The 16,489-nt window shown below is 71.7% G+C and carries 16 protein-coding genes; 14 read left to right on the plus strand and 2 right to left on the minus strand.

The features are described from left to right. Nucleotides 1-60 precede the first annotated feature (60 nt). Genes dacB through R2K23_RS01765 form a run of 5 tightly spaced genes read left to right on the plus strand, consistent with a single transcriptional unit; the run spans nt 61 to nt 6,222 of the window. The gene (dacB, locus tag R2K23_RS01745) at nt 61-1,452 is read left to right on the plus strand and encodes a D-alanyl-D-alanine carboxypeptidase/D-alanyl-D-alanine endopeptidase (RefSeq protein WP_316513848.1); all 1,392 of its coding nucleotides are present in this window, start codon (nt 61-63) and stop codon (nt 1,450-1,452) included. Continuing rightward, on the plus strand, nt 1,449-2,459 hold the full coding sequence (locus R2K23_RS01750; protein ID WP_316513849.1) for a zinc-dependent metalloprotease: 1,011 nt from the start codon (nt 1,449-1,451) through the stop codon (nt 2,457-2,459). Before dacB ends, R2K23_RS01750 begins: the two co-directional genes overlap by 4 nt. Beyond that, nucleotides 2,438-3,403: a tRNA lysidine(34) synthetase TilS gene (gene tilS, locus R2K23_RS01755; protein ID WP_316513850.1), complete on the plus strand. Its 966-nt coding sequence runs from the start codon at nt 2,438-2,440 to the stop codon at nt 3,401-3,403. The genes R2K23_RS01750 and tilS overlap by 22 nt, the downstream gene beginning before the upstream one ends. Before the next feature lie 8 nt (nt 3,404-3,411). Continuing rightward, entirely contained in the window at nt 3,412-4,023 is a 612-nt protein-coding gene (gene hpt, locus R2K23_RS01760) for a hypoxanthine phosphoribosyltransferase (RefSeq protein ID WP_396892856.1), read from the plus strand. An 18-nt stretch (nt 4,024-4,041) separates the two neighbouring features. Beyond that, nucleotides 4,042-6,222 (plus strand): molybdopterin-dependent oxidoreductase, encoded by a 2,181-nt coding sequence (locus tag R2K23_RS01765; RefSeq protein ID WP_316513852.1) that lies wholly within the window; start codon nt 4,042-4,044, stop codon nt 6,220-6,222. A gap of 11 nt (nt 6,223-6,233) precedes the next feature. On the opposite strand, the gene R2K23_RS01770 is transcribed toward R2K23_RS01765, so the two are convergent. Next, nucleotides 6,234-6,971, minus strand: a complete 738-nt coding sequence (locus R2K23_RS01770; protein ID WP_316513853.1) for an SIMPL domain-containing protein — start codon at nt 6,969-6,971, stop codon at nt 6,234-6,236. 162 nt (nt 6,972-7,133) lie between these two features. Here R2K23_RS01770 and R2K23_RS01775 point away from each other — a divergent pair, with 162 nt between their 5' ends. Continuing rightward, nucleotides 7,134-7,376 carry a hypothetical protein gene (locus tag R2K23_RS01775; protein WP_316513854.1) on the plus strand — a complete coding sequence of 81 codons (243 nt, stop codon included), beginning with the start codon at nt 7,134-7,136 and terminating at the stop codon, nt 7,374-7,376. 12 nt (nt 7,377-7,388) lie between these two features. Here the strand turns inward: R2K23_RS01775 and R2K23_RS01780 are convergent, their stop codons facing one another. After that, nucleotides 7,389-8,279, minus strand: a complete 891-nt coding sequence (locus R2K23_RS01780; protein ID WP_316513855.1) for an alpha/beta fold hydrolase — start codon at nt 8,277-8,279, stop codon at nt 7,389-7,391. Between the two features lie 141 nt (nt 8,280-8,420). Here R2K23_RS01780 and ftsH point away from each other — a divergent pair, with 141 nt between their 5' ends. The 8 genes from ftsH (at nt 8,421) to R2K23_RS01820 (ending at nt 16,387) form a co-directional block, all read left to right on the plus strand. Continuing rightward, complete coding sequence (gene ftsH / locus R2K23_RS01785; RefSeq protein WP_316513856.1) at nt 8,421-10,754, plus strand: ATP-dependent zinc metalloprotease FtsH; 2,334 nt, start codon at nt 8,421-8,423, stop codon at nt 10,752-10,754. Between the two features lie 18 nt (nt 10,755-10,772). Beyond that, nucleotides 10,773-11,381, plus strand: coding sequence for a GTP cyclohydrolase I FolE (gene folE / locus R2K23_RS01790; RefSeq protein ID WP_316513857.1), 609 nt, complete (start codon nt 10,773-10,775; stop codon nt 11,379-11,381). Further along, nucleotides 11,378-12,229: a dihydropteroate synthase gene (folP, locus tag R2K23_RS01795; protein ID WP_316513858.1), complete on the plus strand. Its 852-nt coding sequence runs from the start codon at nt 11,378-11,380 to the stop codon at nt 12,227-12,229. Before folE ends, folP begins: the two co-directional genes overlap by 4 nt. Next, entirely contained in the window at nt 12,222-12,644 is a 423-nt protein-coding gene (gene folB / locus R2K23_RS01800) for a dihydroneopterin aldolase (RefSeq protein ID WP_316513859.1), read from the plus strand. Before folP ends, folB begins: the two co-directional genes overlap by 8 nt. Further along, entirely contained in the window at nt 12,641-13,174 is a 534-nt protein-coding gene (folK, locus tag R2K23_RS01805; protein WP_316513860.1) for a 2-amino-4-hydroxy-6-hydroxymethyldihydropteridine diphosphokinase, read from the plus strand. The genes folB and folK overlap by 4 nt, the downstream gene beginning before the upstream one ends. Continuing rightward, a complete protein-coding gene (locus R2K23_RS01810; protein ID WP_316513861.1) occupies nt 13,152-13,640 on the plus strand; it encodes a DUF3180 domain-containing protein in 489 nt (162 codons plus the stop codon). Before folK ends, R2K23_RS01810 begins: the two co-directional genes overlap by 23 nt. A 54-nt stretch (nt 13,641-13,694) precedes the next feature. After that, a complete protein-coding gene (locus R2K23_RS01815; protein ID WP_316513862.1) occupies nt 13,695-15,344 on the plus strand; it encodes a DUF6779 domain-containing protein in 1,650 nt (549 codons plus the stop codon). A 113-nt stretch (nt 15,345-15,457) separates the two neighbouring features. After that, nucleotides 15,458-16,387: a Rossmann-like and DUF2520 domain-containing protein gene (locus tag R2K23_RS01820; protein WP_316513863.1), complete on the plus strand. Its 930-nt coding sequence runs from the start codon at nt 15,458-15,460 to the stop codon at nt 16,385-16,387. Nucleotides 16,388-16,489 lie beyond the last annotated feature (102 nt).

Consider the following 16,489-nt stretch of genomic DNA (forward strand, 5'->3'; position numbering starts at 1 on the left):
TTTGTCGGACGCCACACTAGCGTGCAGGGCCTGGCCACGGTGGGGCGATACCCTGCAGGCATGCATCCCAAGCGGTGGCGACGCTCCACGCACCTGGCGGTGGGGGCCGCCGTCCTGGTGGCGGTGGTGGCGGTGGTGGCCGCGGCGCTGGTATTCGTCGGGGACCGGCCTACCGAGGCGCTGGCCGCGGCACGACCGGCGCCGGCCGCCGCCAGCCCCGGCGTGGTGCCGGTCCCCGAGGACTCGGAGATCCCCACCGAGGTCGGGATGAGCGCCGCGCTGGCCGCCGCGCTGGCCGACCCGAACCTGGGCGTCCTGACCGGGCGCATCAGCGACGCCCTGACCGGGGAGCTGCTGTGGCGGCAGGCCGACGACCTGCCGATGCAGCCGGCCTCGACCAACAAGGTGCTGACCGCCGCCGCCGCGCTGCTCACCCTGGAGCGGGACGCCACGGTGACCACCAAGGTCGTCGCGGCGAGCGACCGGGGCGCGGCCGACTCCCGCGGCGTCGTGGTCCTGGTGGGCGGCGGGGACACCACCTTGTCGGCGGCGCCCGCGGATCAGCAGACCTGGTACAAGGGCGCGGCCCGGATCAGCGACCTGGCCGCGCAGGTCCGCGCCAGCGGATACACCCCGATGGCGGTCCAGGTGGACACCTCGCTCTACAGCGGTCCGGGCCTGGCCCCGGGCTGGGACCCGGCCGATATCGACGGCGGCGACATCGCGCCGATCGAACCGGTGATGCTCGACGGCGGCCGCACCCAGCCGACCACCTTCGACTCCCGTCGCTCGCCCACCCCGGCGCTCGACGCCGGCCGCGCGCTGGCCGTCGCGCTCGGCGTCGACCCGGCCACCGTGACCGTCGTGCCCGGCCCGCCGACCGGCCGCGAACTGGCCTCGGTGGAGTCGGCGCCGCTCATGGAGCGGTTGCGGCAGATGATGGTCAACTCCGACAACGTGATGGCCGAGAGCATCGGCCGCGAGGTCGCCGCCGAGTCGCAGCGGCCGCTGAGCTTCGCCGGGGCCGCGGGCGCGGTGTCGGCGCGGCTGGCGGGTGAGGGCATCGACATGACCGGCGCCAAACTGCTGGACTCCAGCGGCCTGTCGGTCGACAACCGGCTCACCGCGATCACCCTCGACGAGGTGATCGGCGAGGCCGCCGGCCCCGACCACCGCGAACTGCGTCCCCTGCTGGACCTGCTGGCGGTCGCCGGCGGTTCCGGCACCTTGTCGGATCGGTTCCTGCAGGCGGGCACCACCCGCCCCGCGGCGGGCTGGTTGCGGGCCAAGACCGGTTCGCTGACCGGCACCAACGCGCTGGCCGGCATCGTCACCGACCGCAGCGGCCGGGTACTCACCTTCGCGTTCCTGTCCAACAACGCCGGGCCGACGGGACGGCTGGCGATCGACGCTCTGGCCGCGACCCTGCGTTCCTGTGGGTGCGTGCGATGAGCCCGTCGGCCGTCGGCGACGCCGTGGACTGGCAGTTCGCGGCGTCCGTCGGCACCCGGCTGGCCCGTCCGGCGGCACCCACCACCGACTACACCCGCCGGCAGGCGATCGAGGAGCTGGCCGAATGCTCGCGGGCCGCCGAGCCGCCGGTGCGCGAGGTCACGCGGTTGCACGCCGACGGCCCCATCCCCGACGCGCGGATCGTCGACCGCGCCGACTGGATCCGTGCGGCCACCGAATCCCTGCGCGCGATGACCGGCGGCGCCGAGAGCCCCAGCGGATTCCTGGCCGGGCGGGTGACCGGCGCCCAGACCGGAGCGGTGCTGGCCTTCGTCTCGTCGGGCATCCTGGGGCAGTACGACCCGTTCGCCGAAGACGGCGGCAAGCTACTGCTGGTGTATCCGAACGTCATCGCCGTGGAACGCCAATTACGGGTGGTGCCAAGGGATTTCCGGCTGTGGGTGTGTCTGCACGAGGTCACCCACCGGGTGCAGTTCACCGCGAACCCGTGGCTGGCCGGCTACATGACCGACGCGCTGGATGCCCTCACCGCGGACGCCGGCGACGACCTGGCCGCGGTCATCGGCCGCCTGGCCGAATTCGTCCGCGACCGCCAGGACGGGGTGCTGGGGTTCATGCGCGCGGTGCAGTCCGAACCGCAGCGTGAGGCGCTGGACCGGCTGCTGGTGCTCGGCACCCTGCTCGAGGGACACGCCGATCACGTGATGGACGCGGTCGGGCCCACCGTCGTCCCGTCCGGGGCCACCATCCGGCGCCGCTTCGACGACCGCCGGCACCGCAAACAGCCTCCGCTGCAACGGATCCTGCGGGCCTTGCTCGGAATCGACGCCAAGATGTCGCAGTACACCCGCGGCAAGGCCTTCGTCGACGCGGTGGTCGCCCGGGTCGGAATGGACCGGTTCAACACCATCTGGACCGGCGCGCAGACGCTGCCGCTGCCGCATGAGATCGATGAACCGCAGCGATGGATCGATCGAGTCCTGTAACGCAGCTGCGCGCGACGGTCGGCGGATTCGCCAAGGATCAGCTGCCCGCCGCAGACCGGTGGTGCGTCGCGCTGTCCGGCGGGGCGGACTCGCTGGCGCTCACCGCGGTGGCGGCCGAACTGTTGCCCACCACTGCGCTGATCGTCGACCACGGCCTGCAGCCCGGGTCGGCGGCCGCCGCGCAGACCGCGCAGCGGCAGGCGCTGGCGCTGGGATGTGTTGGCGCCGAGATCATCCCCGTCACCGTCGGCACCGCGGGCGGCCCCGAGGCGGCGGCCCGGTCCGCGCGCTACGCGGCCCTGGAAACCGCCCGCGCCGGCGCGCCGGTACTGATCGGACACACCCTCGATGACCAGGCCGAGACGGTCCTGCTCGGTCTGGGGCGCGGGTCCGGGCCCCGCTCCATCGCCGGGATAAGGCCCTTCGACCCGCCCTGGTGCCGGCCGTTGTTGCAGCTGCGCCGGGCCACCACAGAGGCGGCCTGCGCCGCGCTGGGGCTCACGCCGTGGCGCGACCCGCACAACGACGACCGGCGCTTCACCCGGACCCGGCTGCGCCACGAGGTGCTGCCGCTGCTCGAGGACGTGCTCGGCGGCGGGGTCGCCGAGGCGCTGGCGCGCACGGCCACCGCGCTGCAGGAGGACGGCGACGTCCTCGACGAACTGGCCGACCGGGCGCTGGCCGCGGCCCGACCCCACACCGACGGCCTGCCGACCGCCGCCGTGGCGGCGCTGCCGGCGGCGGTGCGGTTGCGGGCGCTGCGCAGCTGGCTGCTGGCCGGCGGGGCGCGCAACCTGACCAGCAAGCAGATCCGCGCGGTCGACGCGTTGGTGACCGCCTGGCGCGGGCAGGGCGGGGTCGCAGTCGGCGGCGGGCGCGCCGACGCGCGGTTGTTCGCCCGGCGGCGCGCGGGTGTGCTGGTGCTCGAATACGAGCGGGACTGAGGATCGCTTTGGCCAGTCCGGCGCCGACGTGGCACGCTGGGCACGTGCCAGCAAAATCTGTCGAGCTGTACCCGGGAGACATCAAATCGGTGTTGCTGTCGGAGCAACAGATTCAGGACAAGACGGCAGAACTGGCCGCGGCGGTGGGGGCCGCCTACGCGGACCGGCTCGGCGATCAGGACCTGTTGTTGATCACGGTGCTCAAGGGCGCGGTCATGTTCGTCACCGACCTGGCCCGGGCGATCCCGCTGCCCACCCAGCTGGAATTCATGGCGGTGTCGTCGTACGGGTCGTCGACGTCGTCGTCGGGCGTGGTACGCATCCTCAAGGACCTCGACCGCGACATCAACGACCGCGACGTGCTGATCGTCGAGGACATCGTGGATTCCGGCCTCACGCTGTCCTGGTTGCTGCGCAACCTGGCCAGCCGGCGGCCCCGGTCGCTGGAGGTCTGCACGCTGTTGCGCAAGCCCGATGCCGTGCGCGCGGACGTCGACATCACTTATGTCGGCTTCGACATCCCGAACGAATTCGTCGTCGGTTACGGACTTGATTACGCCGAACGCTACCGAGATCTGCCCTACATAGGCACTCTGGAACCGAGGGTCTACACGCCCTGACCCGTCGGGAGGCAAGCCATGAGCACGGAACTTCGCATCTGTCCCATCTGCGAGGCCACCTGCGGGCTGACCCTCACGGTCGAGGACGGCCGGGTCACCGGCGCGCGCGGGGACGCCGAGGACGTCTTCAGCGCGGGCTTCATCTGCCCGAAGGGCGCCAGCTTCGCCGAACTCGACAACGACCCGGCCCGGCTGGCGGGGCCGCTGGTGCGCCGCGACGGGGAACTCACCGAGGTCAGCTGGACCGAGGCGTTCGACGCGGTCGCCGAAGGTTTGGGCGCGGTGCTCGCCGAGCACGGCGGCAGTTCGGTCGGGGTCTACATCGGTAACCCCAACGCGCACACCGTGGCCGGCCCGCTCTACGGGCCCATGGTGATCAAGGCACTCGGGACCCGCAGTGTGTTCTCCGCCAGCACCCTGGATCAGATGCCCAAGCAGGTGGCCCTCGGGCACCTGTTCGGCAGCCCGTTCGCGTTCCCGGTCCCGGACCTGGACCGCACCGACCATCTGGTGATCATCGGGGCCAACCCGCTGGTGTCCAACGGCAGCCTGGCCACCGCGCCGGATTTCCCGGGCAAGCTCAAGGCGCTGCGCCGCCGCGGCGGCAAGCTGACCGTCATCGACCCGGCCCGCACCCGCACCGCGGCCCAGGCCGACTGGCACCTGGCCCCGCGGCCGGGTACCGACGCCGCGCTGCTGTTCGCGATCGTCCACGTGCTGTTCGACGAGAACCTGGTGGCCGAGGACCTCGGTGGCATCGGGGCGCTCGTGCGCGGCGTGGAGCAGGTGCAAGCCCTGGCCGCCGACTTCGCCCCGGAGGCCGTCGCCGGCCATTGCGACCTCGACGCCGCGGACATCCGGACCCTGGCCCGCGAGCTCGCCGCGGCCCGCAGCGCCGCGGTGTACGGCCGGATCGGCACCACCACAGTCGAGTTCGGCACCGTGGGCAGCTGGCTCATCGAGGTCATCAACATCCTCACCGGCAACCTGGATCGGCCCGGCGGGCTGCTGTTCCCGCTCGCGCCGACCGCGTCCAAGCCGCGTCCGGCGCACACCACCCGGGGGTTCGCCGTCGGCCGGTGGCACAGCCGGGTATCCGGCTATCCCGAGGTGACCTCGGAGCTGCCCGCCGCGGCGCTGGCCGAGGAGATCGACACCCCCGGCGACGGGCAACTCAAGGCGCTCATCACGATCGCGGGCAACCCGGTGCTCTCGGCGCCCGACGGCGAGCGCCTGGCCCGGGCGATGGCCGGCCTGGACTTCATGATCAGCGTCGACCCCTACGTCAACGCCACCACCCGGCACGCCGACGTGATCCTGCCGCCGCCCCCGCCGTCGCAGAGCCCGCATTTCGACTTCGTGCTCAACAACCTCGCGGTGCGCAACAACGCCCGGTACTCGCCGCCGGTGCTGCCGCTGGACGGCCGCCCCGACGAGACCGAGATCCTGACGCGGATCGCGCTGGCCGTGCTCGGGGTCGGCGTGCACGCCGACCCGGCGCTGGCCGACGAGCAGGTGATCGCCGCGACGCTGGCCAAGGAGGTCGCCGACCCGCACTCGCCGGTCGCCGGACGGAGCGTCGAGGAACTGGTGGCCATGCTGCCCGCCGGGCCCGGCTATGAGCGGCGGCTGGACATGATGTTGCGGGTCGGCCCATACGGCGACGCCTTCGGCGCGGATCCGCAGGGCCTCACGCTGCAGCGGCTGCTGGATGCCCCGCACGGCATCGACCTGGGTCCCTCGCCCCCGCGGTTGCGCGAGGTGCTGCGGACGGCATCCGGGAAGGTGGAACTCGCGCCGGCGGCGTTGGTCGCCGACACCGCCCGGCTGCGGGAGTCACTGGCCCGTCGCGCCGAGGGCCTGCTGCTGATCGGGCGGCGGCACCTGCGCTCGAACAACAGCTGGATGCATCTGGGCGGCGGGACCAACCGGTGCACGCTGCAGATTCACCCCGACGACGCCGCCGCGCTGGGGTTGTCCGACATCGCGGTGGTCAAGGGGCCCGGCGGGGAACTGCTGATCCCGGTGGAGCGCACCGACGACATCCGTCCCGGCGTCGTGTCCATCCCGCACGGCTGGGACGAGGCGAACGTCAACCTGCTCAACGACGGCACGCAATTGGATCCGCTGTCGGGGACCTCGGTGCTCAACGGGGTCCCGGTCGAGGTCTCGGCCGTCGATCCGGTGCCCACCGGCTGATCAGCCGGCGCTCAGCTCAGCTCCCACACCACGGTGACCGAGAAGCTCACCGTCTGCTCGCCCGGGGACAACGGCACGTCGGTGGCCATGGCGCGCGGCATCGGGGTGGGTGTGGGCGGCGAGGACTCCTCGCCGGCCTCCGAGATCGAGATGACGTCGCCGAGCTGCAGCCCGGACAGTTCGGCGTACTGCTCGGCGCGGCGGCGGGCGTCCTCGAACGCGCGGGCCCGGGCGTCGGTGACCAGTTGCGAATCGTCCTCGATGGAGAACGCCACCGAGTTGATCCGGGTGGCGTCGCCGCCGATGCTGGTGATCAGCGCCAGCGCGCGGGACGCGGCGCTGACGTCGCGCAGCGTCACGTCGATCGCGTTGGTGGCCTGGTAGGCGACGACGGTGGTGCCGTCGGGCTCGTATCGCGGCTGCAGGTTCACCTGGCTGGTGGCGATGTCCTCGCGGTCCACGCCGGCGCCCAGCAGCGCGTCGACCACGGCCCGCTGCCGCTCGTTGGTCTGGTTGAGCGCCGCGGTCGCCTGGGGCGCCACGAAGCTGACCGCCACGTTGGTGACCAGGGTGTCCGGGGTGCCGTCGACCTGGCCGGAGCCGACGACGGTCACCTGGCGTCCGGTCCCGCCGTTCCCGTTGCCCGTGACCGGAGCCGCGTCACAGGCGGTGAGGGCGAAGACGGTCAGCCCGGCGATGAGCGTGGCGGACAGGCGGCGCAGACGGCTGAGGTTCCCGACGGTCGGCATGGTGGCACCCTACCGGCGCGGGCCCGCAGCGCCCACAGACGACTGGGCCCCGCAGACGAGTAGCCCATTACGCGTGTCCCGAAAGGCCCGGCGGAGCCACGATTTCGGAGGTATCCGACGGACTCACCCGAGTCCGCAGGTACGCGAAACGGGGTGAGGATCATGACTACCAACTCAGCACATGTCGGCAGCTATCCCGGGGTCGGGCCGCTGACCTTGCCCACTCCCAGATCGGTGCCGTGGGGCGCGATCACCGCGAGCATCTCGCGGGCGTTCGGCCGGTTGGCGTCGGCGGCGTCGGTGGGCGCCGTCGGTGCGGAGCCCGGCGAACCCGGGGCCCGCGGGTCGGGCCGGCACCGGTATCTCGAGCAGGCCGCGATGTCCCGGGAGATGTATCACCTGTGAGCGCCGCGGTAGCTAGGGTCCGCCCAGGAACTCCAGCAGGATCCGGTTGATCGCCGCGGGCTGCTCCTGCTGCAGCCAGTGACCCGCGCCGGGCAGCCATTCCTCCCGGTACGGGCCGGCGACCACCTCCGACGCGCGTTCGGGACGCATGGTGCCGCGGACCGGATCCTCGGTGCCGCCGACGAACAGGGCCGGCGCGGTGATCCGCACATCGGTGAGGTGCTCGGTGGCCGCCCAGTTGCGGTCGTAGTTGCGGTACCAGTTCAGCGCACCGGTGAACCCGGTCCGGGTGAACGCCTCGACGTAGACGTCGAACTCCTCGGCCGAGATCCACGCCGGGAGGGCCGGGGTGCGGCCCTCGGCGAACATGTCCCGCATGGTGGCGGCGACATCGGCGGCCAACTCGGCGTCGACGACCCCGGGTTCCTGATAGCGCAGCATGTAGAAGTCCGGACCGAACTTCTCCAACCAGCGCTCGGTGGGTCGGGACCGGGCCCGCGGGATCGGCGGCACGCTCAGGCCCGCGACCGCGGCCACCCGATCGGGGTGCAGCAACGCGGTGTGCCAGACCACCATCGCGCCCCAGTCATGGCCGATGAAGCTCGCCCGCTCGACGCCGACGTCATCGAGCAGGCCCACCAGATCCGAGGTCAGCGCCAAGATGTCGTAGGCCTCGACGGCCGCGGGACGGTCCGAGTCGCCGTAGCCGCGTTGGTCCGGGGCCAGCACCCGGTAGCCGGCGGCGGTCAGCGCCGGGATCTGATGCCGCCAGGAGTACGCCAGTTCGGGGAAGCCGTGCGCCAGGACCACGACCGGCTGCCCGGATTCTCCGCGATCGCCCTGGTCAAAGACGCGTAGTCGGACGCCGTCCCGTTCGACGAACCGGTGGCCTGATGTGAGCATGATCTCACCAAAGCACACCGTCGGGAACCGGCGTTCGTTGGTCTAGCGGTAGCCTGACTTAACCCCGTTGCACCCTTTGCGTCCAGCCCGGACGCTGAGCCACCCCGAAAGGAACCTGGCCGCTCCAAGGTCGAAGCTCGAATGAAGCGAAAAAACGTGATCCGCACGCTGACGGCGATCGGTGTCCTGCTGCTACTGGTGTGGTCGTTCTTCTTCTTCAACGACGACACGCGCGGGTATCACCCTGTCGACACCTCGGTGGCGATGGCGCAGATCGAGTCCGAGAACGTCTCGAGCGCGCTGATCGAGGACCGCGAACAGCAACTGCGGCTGGAGCTGAAGGAAGCCAACGGGGACACCGGCGACTCCGACAAGATCATCACGAAGTTCCCCACCGGCTTCGCGGTTCCGATCACGGACGCGTTGCAAAGCAAGGGCGCGTCCTACAACACCGACGTCAATACGCCGAACCCGTTCGGCACGTTGCTGATCTACATGCTGCCGCTGCTGCTGCTCATCGGCCTGTTCGTGATGTTCTCCCGCATGCAGGGCGGCGGGCGGATGGGCTTCGGCTTCGGCAAGTCCAAGGCCAAGCAGCTCACCAAGGACATGCCCAAGACCACCTTCGCCGACGTCGCCGGTGCGGACGAGGCGGTCGAAGAGCTCTACGAGATCAAGGACTTCCTGCAGAACCCGTCGCGGTATCAGGCGTTGGGCGCCAAGATCCCGAAGGGCGTGCTTCTCTACGGCCCCCCGGGCACCGGTAAGACGTTGTTGGCGCGCGCGGTTGCCGGTGAGGCCGGCGTCCCGTTCTTCACCATCTCCGGTTCGGACTTCGTCGAGATGTTCGTCGGCGTCGGCGCCTCCCGGGTGCGGGACCTCTTCGAGCAGGCCAAGCAGAACAATCCCTGCATCATCTTCGTCGACGAGATCGACGCGGTCGGGCGGCAGCGCGGCGCCGGTCTCGGCGGCGGCCACGACGAGCGCGAGCAGACCCTGAACCAGCTGCTGGTCGAGATGGACGGCTTCGGTGACCGCCAGGGCGTCATCCTGATCGCGGCCACCAACCGTCCCGACATCCTCGACCCGGCCCTGCTGCGGCCCGGCCGGTTCGACCGCCAGATTCCGGTGGCGGCACCGGATCTCGCCGGCCGCCGCGCGGTCCTGGCCGTGCATTCGCAGGGCAAGCCGATCGCCCCCGACGCCGACCTGGACGGCCTGGCGAAGCGGACCGTCGGGATGTCCGGCGCCGACCTGGCCAACGTCATCAACGAAGCGGCGTTGCTGACCGCGCGGGAGAACGGCACCGTGATCACCGCCGCGGCCCTCGAGGAGGCCGTCGACCGGGTGGTCGGTGGGCCCCGCCGCAAGAGCCGGATCATCAGCGAGCACGAGAAGAAGATCACCGCCTACCACGAGGGCGGCCACGCGCTGGCCGGTTGGGCGATGCCCGACATCGAACCGATCTACAAGGTCACCATCCTGGCTCGCGGCCGCACCGGCGGGCACGCGATGGCGGTACCCGAGGACGACAAGGGCCTGATGACCCGTTCGGAGATGATCGCGCGCCTGGTGTTCGCGATGGGCGGACGTGCGGCCGAGGAGTTGGTGTTCCGCGAGCCGACCACGGGCGCGTCCTCCGACATCGATCAGGCCACCAAGATCGCCCGGGCCATGGTGACCGAGTACGGCATGAGCGCCAAGCTGGGCGCGGTGCGCTACGGCACCGAGCACGGCGACCCGTTCCTGGGCCGCACCATGGGCACCCAGGCCGATTACAGCCACGAGGTGGCCCGCGAGATCGACGAAGAGGTGCGCAAGCTCATCGAGGCCGCGCACACCGAGGCCTGGGAGATCCTCACCGAGAACCGCGACGCGCTCGACCGGCTCGCCGGTGCGTTGCTGGAGAAGGAAACCCTGCACAAGGCCGAACTGTCGGAGGTTCTCGCCGACGTGCAGAAGCGGCCCCGCATCACCGCCTTCGACGACTTCGGCGGGCGCATCCCGTCGGACAAGCCGCCCATCAAGACCCCGGGCGAGCTCGCGATCGAACGCGGCGAGGAGTGGCCCAAGCCGGCACCGGAGCCCGCGTTCAAGACCGCCATCCGAAACGCGAACGGCGCCAACACCTCCCACGGCCCCAACGGGACCAACGGAGCCAATGGCGCACCGCCGCCGGACAACACCGGGGCGGTGCAACCGGACTACGGCGCGCCCGCGGGCTGGCACGCGCCCGGTTGGCCGCCGGGTGGCCCCGGCCAACCCCAGCCCGGCTGGTATCCGCCGCCGCCGCCGCAACAGCCGCCGCCCCCGCCGCAGCAGCCGCCACCCCCGCCGCAGGGGGGCTGGCCGCCGCAGAACTATCCGGGTCAGCCACACCCGCATCAGCCGTATCCACCGCAACCGCACCGGCAACCCGACGGTGAACCCCGCGGTGACGATGCGAACCGGCCCGTACCGCCGGGAAACGGTTGATGACGAACGGAGACATGAATGGCCCAGCCGCAGTCAACTACGGCTACGGTTGACGTTCCGGTGTTTGACCAGGAACGCGCTGAAGCAGCAGTCAGAGAACTGTTGTATGCGATCGGTGAGGATCCCGACCGGCACGGACTGGTGGACACCCCCGCCCGTGTCGCGCGGGCCTTCAAGGAGATGTTCGGCGGGCTGTACCTCGATCCCGACGAGGTGCTCAACACCACCTTCGACGAGCAGCACGACGAATTGGTGTTGGTCAAGGACATCCCGATGTACTCGACCTGCGAACACCATCTGGTGGCGTTCCACGGGGTGGCGCACGTCGGGTATATCCCCGGTCACGACGGACGGGTGACGGGTCTGTCGAAGCTGGCCCGGTTGGTCGACCTGTACGCCAAGCGTCCGCAGGTGCAGGAGCGGTTGACCGCGCAGGTGGCCGATGCGCTGATGCGCAAGCTCGATCCGCGCGGCGTCATCGTCGTGATGGAGGCCGAGCACCTGTGCATGGCGATGCGCGGCATCCGCAAGCCGGGGGCCATCACCACCACGTCGGCGGTGCGTGGACAGTTCAAGACCGACAACGCATCTCGGGCCGAGGCGCTGGATCTCATCCTGCGTAAATGACGCCACAGCAGGGGGGCGGTGTGGAGGTGATGGGGGTCGTCAACGTCACCGACGACTCGTTCTCCGACGGCGGCCGTTACCTGGATCCCGAACGTGCGGTGGCGCACGGGCTGCGGCTGGTCCGCGAGGGCGCCACCATCATCGACGTGGGCGGCGAGTCCACCCGGCCGGGCGCGGTGCGCATCGACGCGGCGATCGAAACGGCGCGGGTGGTCCCGGTGGTCAAAGAGCTGGCGGCACAGGGGATCACCGTCAGCATCGACACCATGCACGCCGAGGTGGCGCGGGCGGCGCTGGAGGCCGGCGCGCGAATCGTCAACGACGTCTCCGGTGGCCGCGCGGACGCGGCGATGGCCCCGCTGTTGGCCGACGCCGGGGTGCCCTGGGTGCTGATGCACTGGCGGTCGGTGAAAGCCGATGAGCCGCACCGGGTGCCGCACTACGACGACGTGGTCGCCACGGTGCGCGCCGAGTTGCAGCGCGCTGTCGACGCCGCGCTGGCCGCCGGGGTGGCCGAGCGGCAACTGATCCTCGACCCGGGCCTGGGCTTCGCCAAGACGGCGCAGCACAACTGGGCCCTGCTGCACGCCCTGCCGTCGTTCGTGGCCGGCGGGCTGCCGGTTCTGATCGGGGCGTCCCGGAAGCGTTTCCTCGGTTCCGTGCTGGCCGACGAGCGTGGCGAGCCGCGGCCCCCCGACGGTCGCGAAACCGCGACGGCAGTCATCTCGGTGCTGGCCGCCACGCACGGGGCGTGGGGTGTGCGGGTGCACGACGTACAGGCGTCGGTGGACGCGTTGAAGGTGCTACGAGCCTGGAACGAACCAGGCGGAGAGGGTGTCGGTGACTGACCGGATTGAGTTGCGCGGTTTGGCTGTTCGTGGAAATCACGGTGTCTTCGAGCATGAGCGTCGGGACGGACAGGACTTCCTGATCGACATCACGTTGTGGATCGACCTGGCCGCCGCAGCCGCGAGCGACCGGTTGGCCGACACCTACGACTACGGGGTGCTCGCGCAGCGGGCCGCCGCGATCGTCGGCGGCCCACCTCGCAACCTCATCGAAACGGTGGCCGGTGAGATCGCCGAGGACGTGATGACCGATGGTCGAGTGCACGCCGTGGAGGTGGTGGTGCACAAGCCGCAGGCGCCGATCCCGTTGGACTTCGCCGACGTGGCGGTGGTGGCGCGCCGATCGCGCCGCGGCGGCCGCGGCGCGGTGATCCCGGTGGCCTCCACCGCTGCCGGCGAGGAGGCGGTGCTGTGAGCCGCGTGGTGTTGTCGATCGGTTCCAACCTCGGCGACCGCATGGCGCGGCTGCAGACCGCGGTGGACGAGCTCGGGCAGCGGGTGTCGGCGGTGTCTGCGGTGTACCAGTCGGAGCCGTGGGGCGGGGTCGACCAGGGGCCCTTCCTCAACGCGGTGGTGATCGCCGAGGATCCGGAGTTGGACGGGCAGGGCTGGCTGGACTTCGCGCAGCGACTCGAGCGCGAGGCCGACCGCATGCGGGGGCAGAAGTGGGGCCCGCGCACCTTGGACGTCGACCTGATCACGGTGCACGACGAGCAGGGCACGGAGGTGTTCTCCCGGTCCGACGGCCTGACCCTGCCGCATCCCCTGGCCCACCTGCGGGCGTTCGTGCTGATCCCGTGGCTGGACGTCGAACCCGACGCGCACCTCACGGTGGCCGGTGCGCAGCGCTCGGTGACCAAGCTGCTCGACCAGATCGACGGGGCCGAACGCGCCGGCGTCCGCCGTTTCGACGCGGTGTTGCATGGGCCCGACCAGAAAGCGTGACCTCGCGGTGGCCGTGCTGGTGGCCGGCATCGCCGGCTATCTCGCGGTGTTCCTGCTCTACCGGTGGTTTCCGCCGCTGACGGCGTGGACCGGCATCTCGCTGGCGGCGGTCGCCGTCGGCGAGGCGGTGTGGGGTTGGCAGGTGCGCACCAAGATCGCCGCGGGGCAGATCGGCCTGGGGCCCGGCCGGCTGAATCCGCTGGCGGTGGCGCGCACCGTCGTGATCGCGAAGGCGTCGGCGTGGGTGGGCGCGCTGATGCTCGGTTGGTGGCTGGCCGTGCTGGCGTATCTGGCGCCGCAGCGCGACATCCGGGTCGCGCAGGCGGATACCCCGGGCGCGCTGATCGCCGCGGTGTGCGCGTTCGCGCTTCTGGTGGCCGCGCTGTGGTTGCAGCACTGCTGTCGCTCCCCGTCGGACGGCCCCGAGGATCCGGACGAGGAACGAACTCGAAGTGAGCGGGATTAGGAATCGCCGAAGCGCCCGACACGCGGACTGACCTCGCGCAGGTACAGTCGGCCCATGACCGTTCTGTCCCGCGGCGCCCGGGCTCGGCGCGGCGGCCGCAGGCCGGGTTGGCTGCTCCTGACTGCGTTGCTGGTCCTCGCCATTGCGGCCAGTTCCGCGTTGGTCTTCACCAACCGCGTCGAGCTCCTGAAGCTCGCCGTCATCCTGGCCCTGTGGGCGGCCGTGGTGGCCGCGTTCGTCTCGGTGATCTATCGCCGACAAAGTGACGCCGACAGCGCCAAGGTGCGGGATCTGAAACTGGTCTACGACCTGCAACTGGACCGGGAGATCTCGGCGCGCCGCGAATACGAGCTGACGGTGGAGACCCACCTGCGCCGCGAGATCGCCTCCGAGCTGCGGTCGGCGGCCGCGGACGAGGTGGCCGCGTTGCGGGCCGAGTTGGCGGCATTGCGAACCAACCTGGAGATCCTCTTCGACGCCGACCTGGCGCACCGGGCCGCGCTCGAGTCGGACCGCAAACAGGACCGCGCCCATGGCGAGTGGATCCGGACCCCGGAGCCGGTGCGCTCCGATCGCGTGGTCAGCAGTCGGATCACCGCGGTGCACGACGACGAGATGGGCCGCACCAACGAGAGTCCCATCATCGACGTGCCGGAGGAGCCGCCACCGCCGCCGCCCCCGCCGCCACCCCCGCGGCGGCAGCCGCAGCCGGCGGCAACGCGGCCGACCGCACCCCCGCGGGAACAACCCACGCCGCGGCGGCGTCGCCGGGCCCGCGAGGACGACGACCGCGGGTGGCCGCAACGGGCGACGGAGGCCAGTGGCTGGCCCACCCAGGTGCAACCGCCGGTGACCGCAGCGACCCCGCCGCCGCATCCCGAACCCGAGCCGGCGCGTTTCGAGCCGCAGCCGACGCCGCCGGAGGCCGCGCCGCAGCCCGAGCAGCGGGCGCCCGAGCCGGAGCCGTGGGCACCTGAACCCGCGCCGCAGCCGGAGCCGCCTGAACCGCGACGAGCGGTGAAGGACGAGGCGCAGCCCGAGCCGCAGCCTGATTGGGAACCCCTGAACACCTGGCGGCCGCCGACCCCGGCGCCACCGGTGACGCCGCCCGCTGCACCGCCGTACGAGGCGCCTCGCATGGCTGACTGGTCGATGCCGCAACCGCCGCCGGCCCCGTCCCAGCCGCCGGTCGCGGAGGGACGCCGCGGCCGCCACTCCAGCCCGGCCGAGCCGGCGTACCCCGCCCCACCGCCACCGCCACCCCCTGAGCCGGCCGAGCCGGTGTCACCGTCGGCCGAACCCGCGTGGCAGCCGCCGGCCGAACCCGCGTGGCAGCCGCCGACGGCCGAGCCCGGGCCGGCCTGGCAGCCTCCGTCGGAGCCGACGTGGCGTACGGCCGAGCCCGAGTCGCCGGCATCGTCGGGTGAGCCGCGCCGTCGACGCCGCGGTCGGCATGCGGCACCGGCCGAGGCCGAGGACCCCATCGCCGCGTCCTTCCCACCGGCACCGGCGCCGTTCCGGCCGGCGGATCCGGAACCGCCCGTCTCGGCGCCCGACGCCGAACGTGCGGCGCGGCACCGCAGTCCCGAGGAAGACGAGGAGGAGCCGCCTCGTCGGCGCGGCGGGCAGTCCGCCGCCGAGCTGCTGGCCCGCTTCCAGGCCACCCCGGGCGAGGGCGGTCGCCGTCGCCGGCGCGAGGACTGACACCGGCGGCCGCGGGGTGGTCCGGCTTTTCCGCTAAAGTTCTGCCCTGACCGTCCGGTACCCGCAGCGCGGGACTGGAACGAACGAACAGAAACTTGCGAGGGTCCTCTGCCATGGTGCAGCCGGAAGGTCTCGACGGCCTGCGACCGGCCCGGCTCAAGGTCGGAGTCATCTCCGCGGGCCGGGTCGGAACCGCGTTGGGGCTCGCGCTCGAACGCGCCGAGCACGTCGTGGTGGCCTGCAGCGCCATCTCGAACGAATCCCTGCGCCGCGCCGCGCGCCGGCTGCCCGACACCCCGGTGCAACCGATCCCGGAGGTGGCCGCGGCCTCCGAGCTGCTGCTGCTCACGGTCCCCGACGCGGAGTTGCCGGGTCTGGTCGCGGGCCTGGCGGCCACCGACGCCGTGCGGCCGGGCACCATCGTCGCGCACACCTCCGGCGCCAACGGCATCGGCGTGCTGGCGCCGCTGACCGAGCGCGGCGCGTTGCCGCTGGCGATGCATCCGGCGATGACATTCACCGGCGCCGACGAGGACATCGTCCGACTCTCCGAGACGTGCTTCGGGATCACCGCGGCCGACGAGGTCGGCTACGCGATCGCGCAGTCGCTGGTGCTCGAGATCGGTGGTGAGCCGGTGCGCGTCCGCGAGGACGCCCGCACGCTGTATCACGCCGCCCTGGCCCACGGGAGCAACCACGTGGTCACCGTGATCGCCGACGCCGTGGAGGCGCTGCGGGCCGCGCTGCAAGGCCAGGAGTTGTTGGGACAGGAACTCGTGGTCGACGGGCCTGGCGGCATCGCCGAACGGGTGCTGGCCCCACTGGCGCGCGCGGCGCTGGAAAACGCCCTGCAACGCGGACAGGCGGCGCTCACCGGACCCGTGGCGCGCAATGACGCCCAAGCCGTCGCCCGGCACCTCGCGGCCCTGCACGAGGTGGACCCCGCCCTCGGCGAGGCCTACCGGAGCGCGTCGTTGCGCACCGCGCAGCGCGCCCACGCCGCCCCGGAGGTTTTCGAAGTGTTGAGACGTGAGCAGGAGTGAGCGAATGAACGCCGCGATTCGACGCAGCGTTGCGAGGTACGAGCAGCGCGGAGGAGTGAGCGAATGAACGCCGCGATTCGACGCAGCGTTGCGAGGTACGAG

The sequence above is a fragment of the Mycolicibacterium sp. MU0050 genome (assembly GCF_963378085.1).
GTDB lineage: Bacteria > Actinomycetota > Actinomycetes > Mycobacteriales > Mycobacteriaceae > Mycobacterium > Mycobacterium wendilense.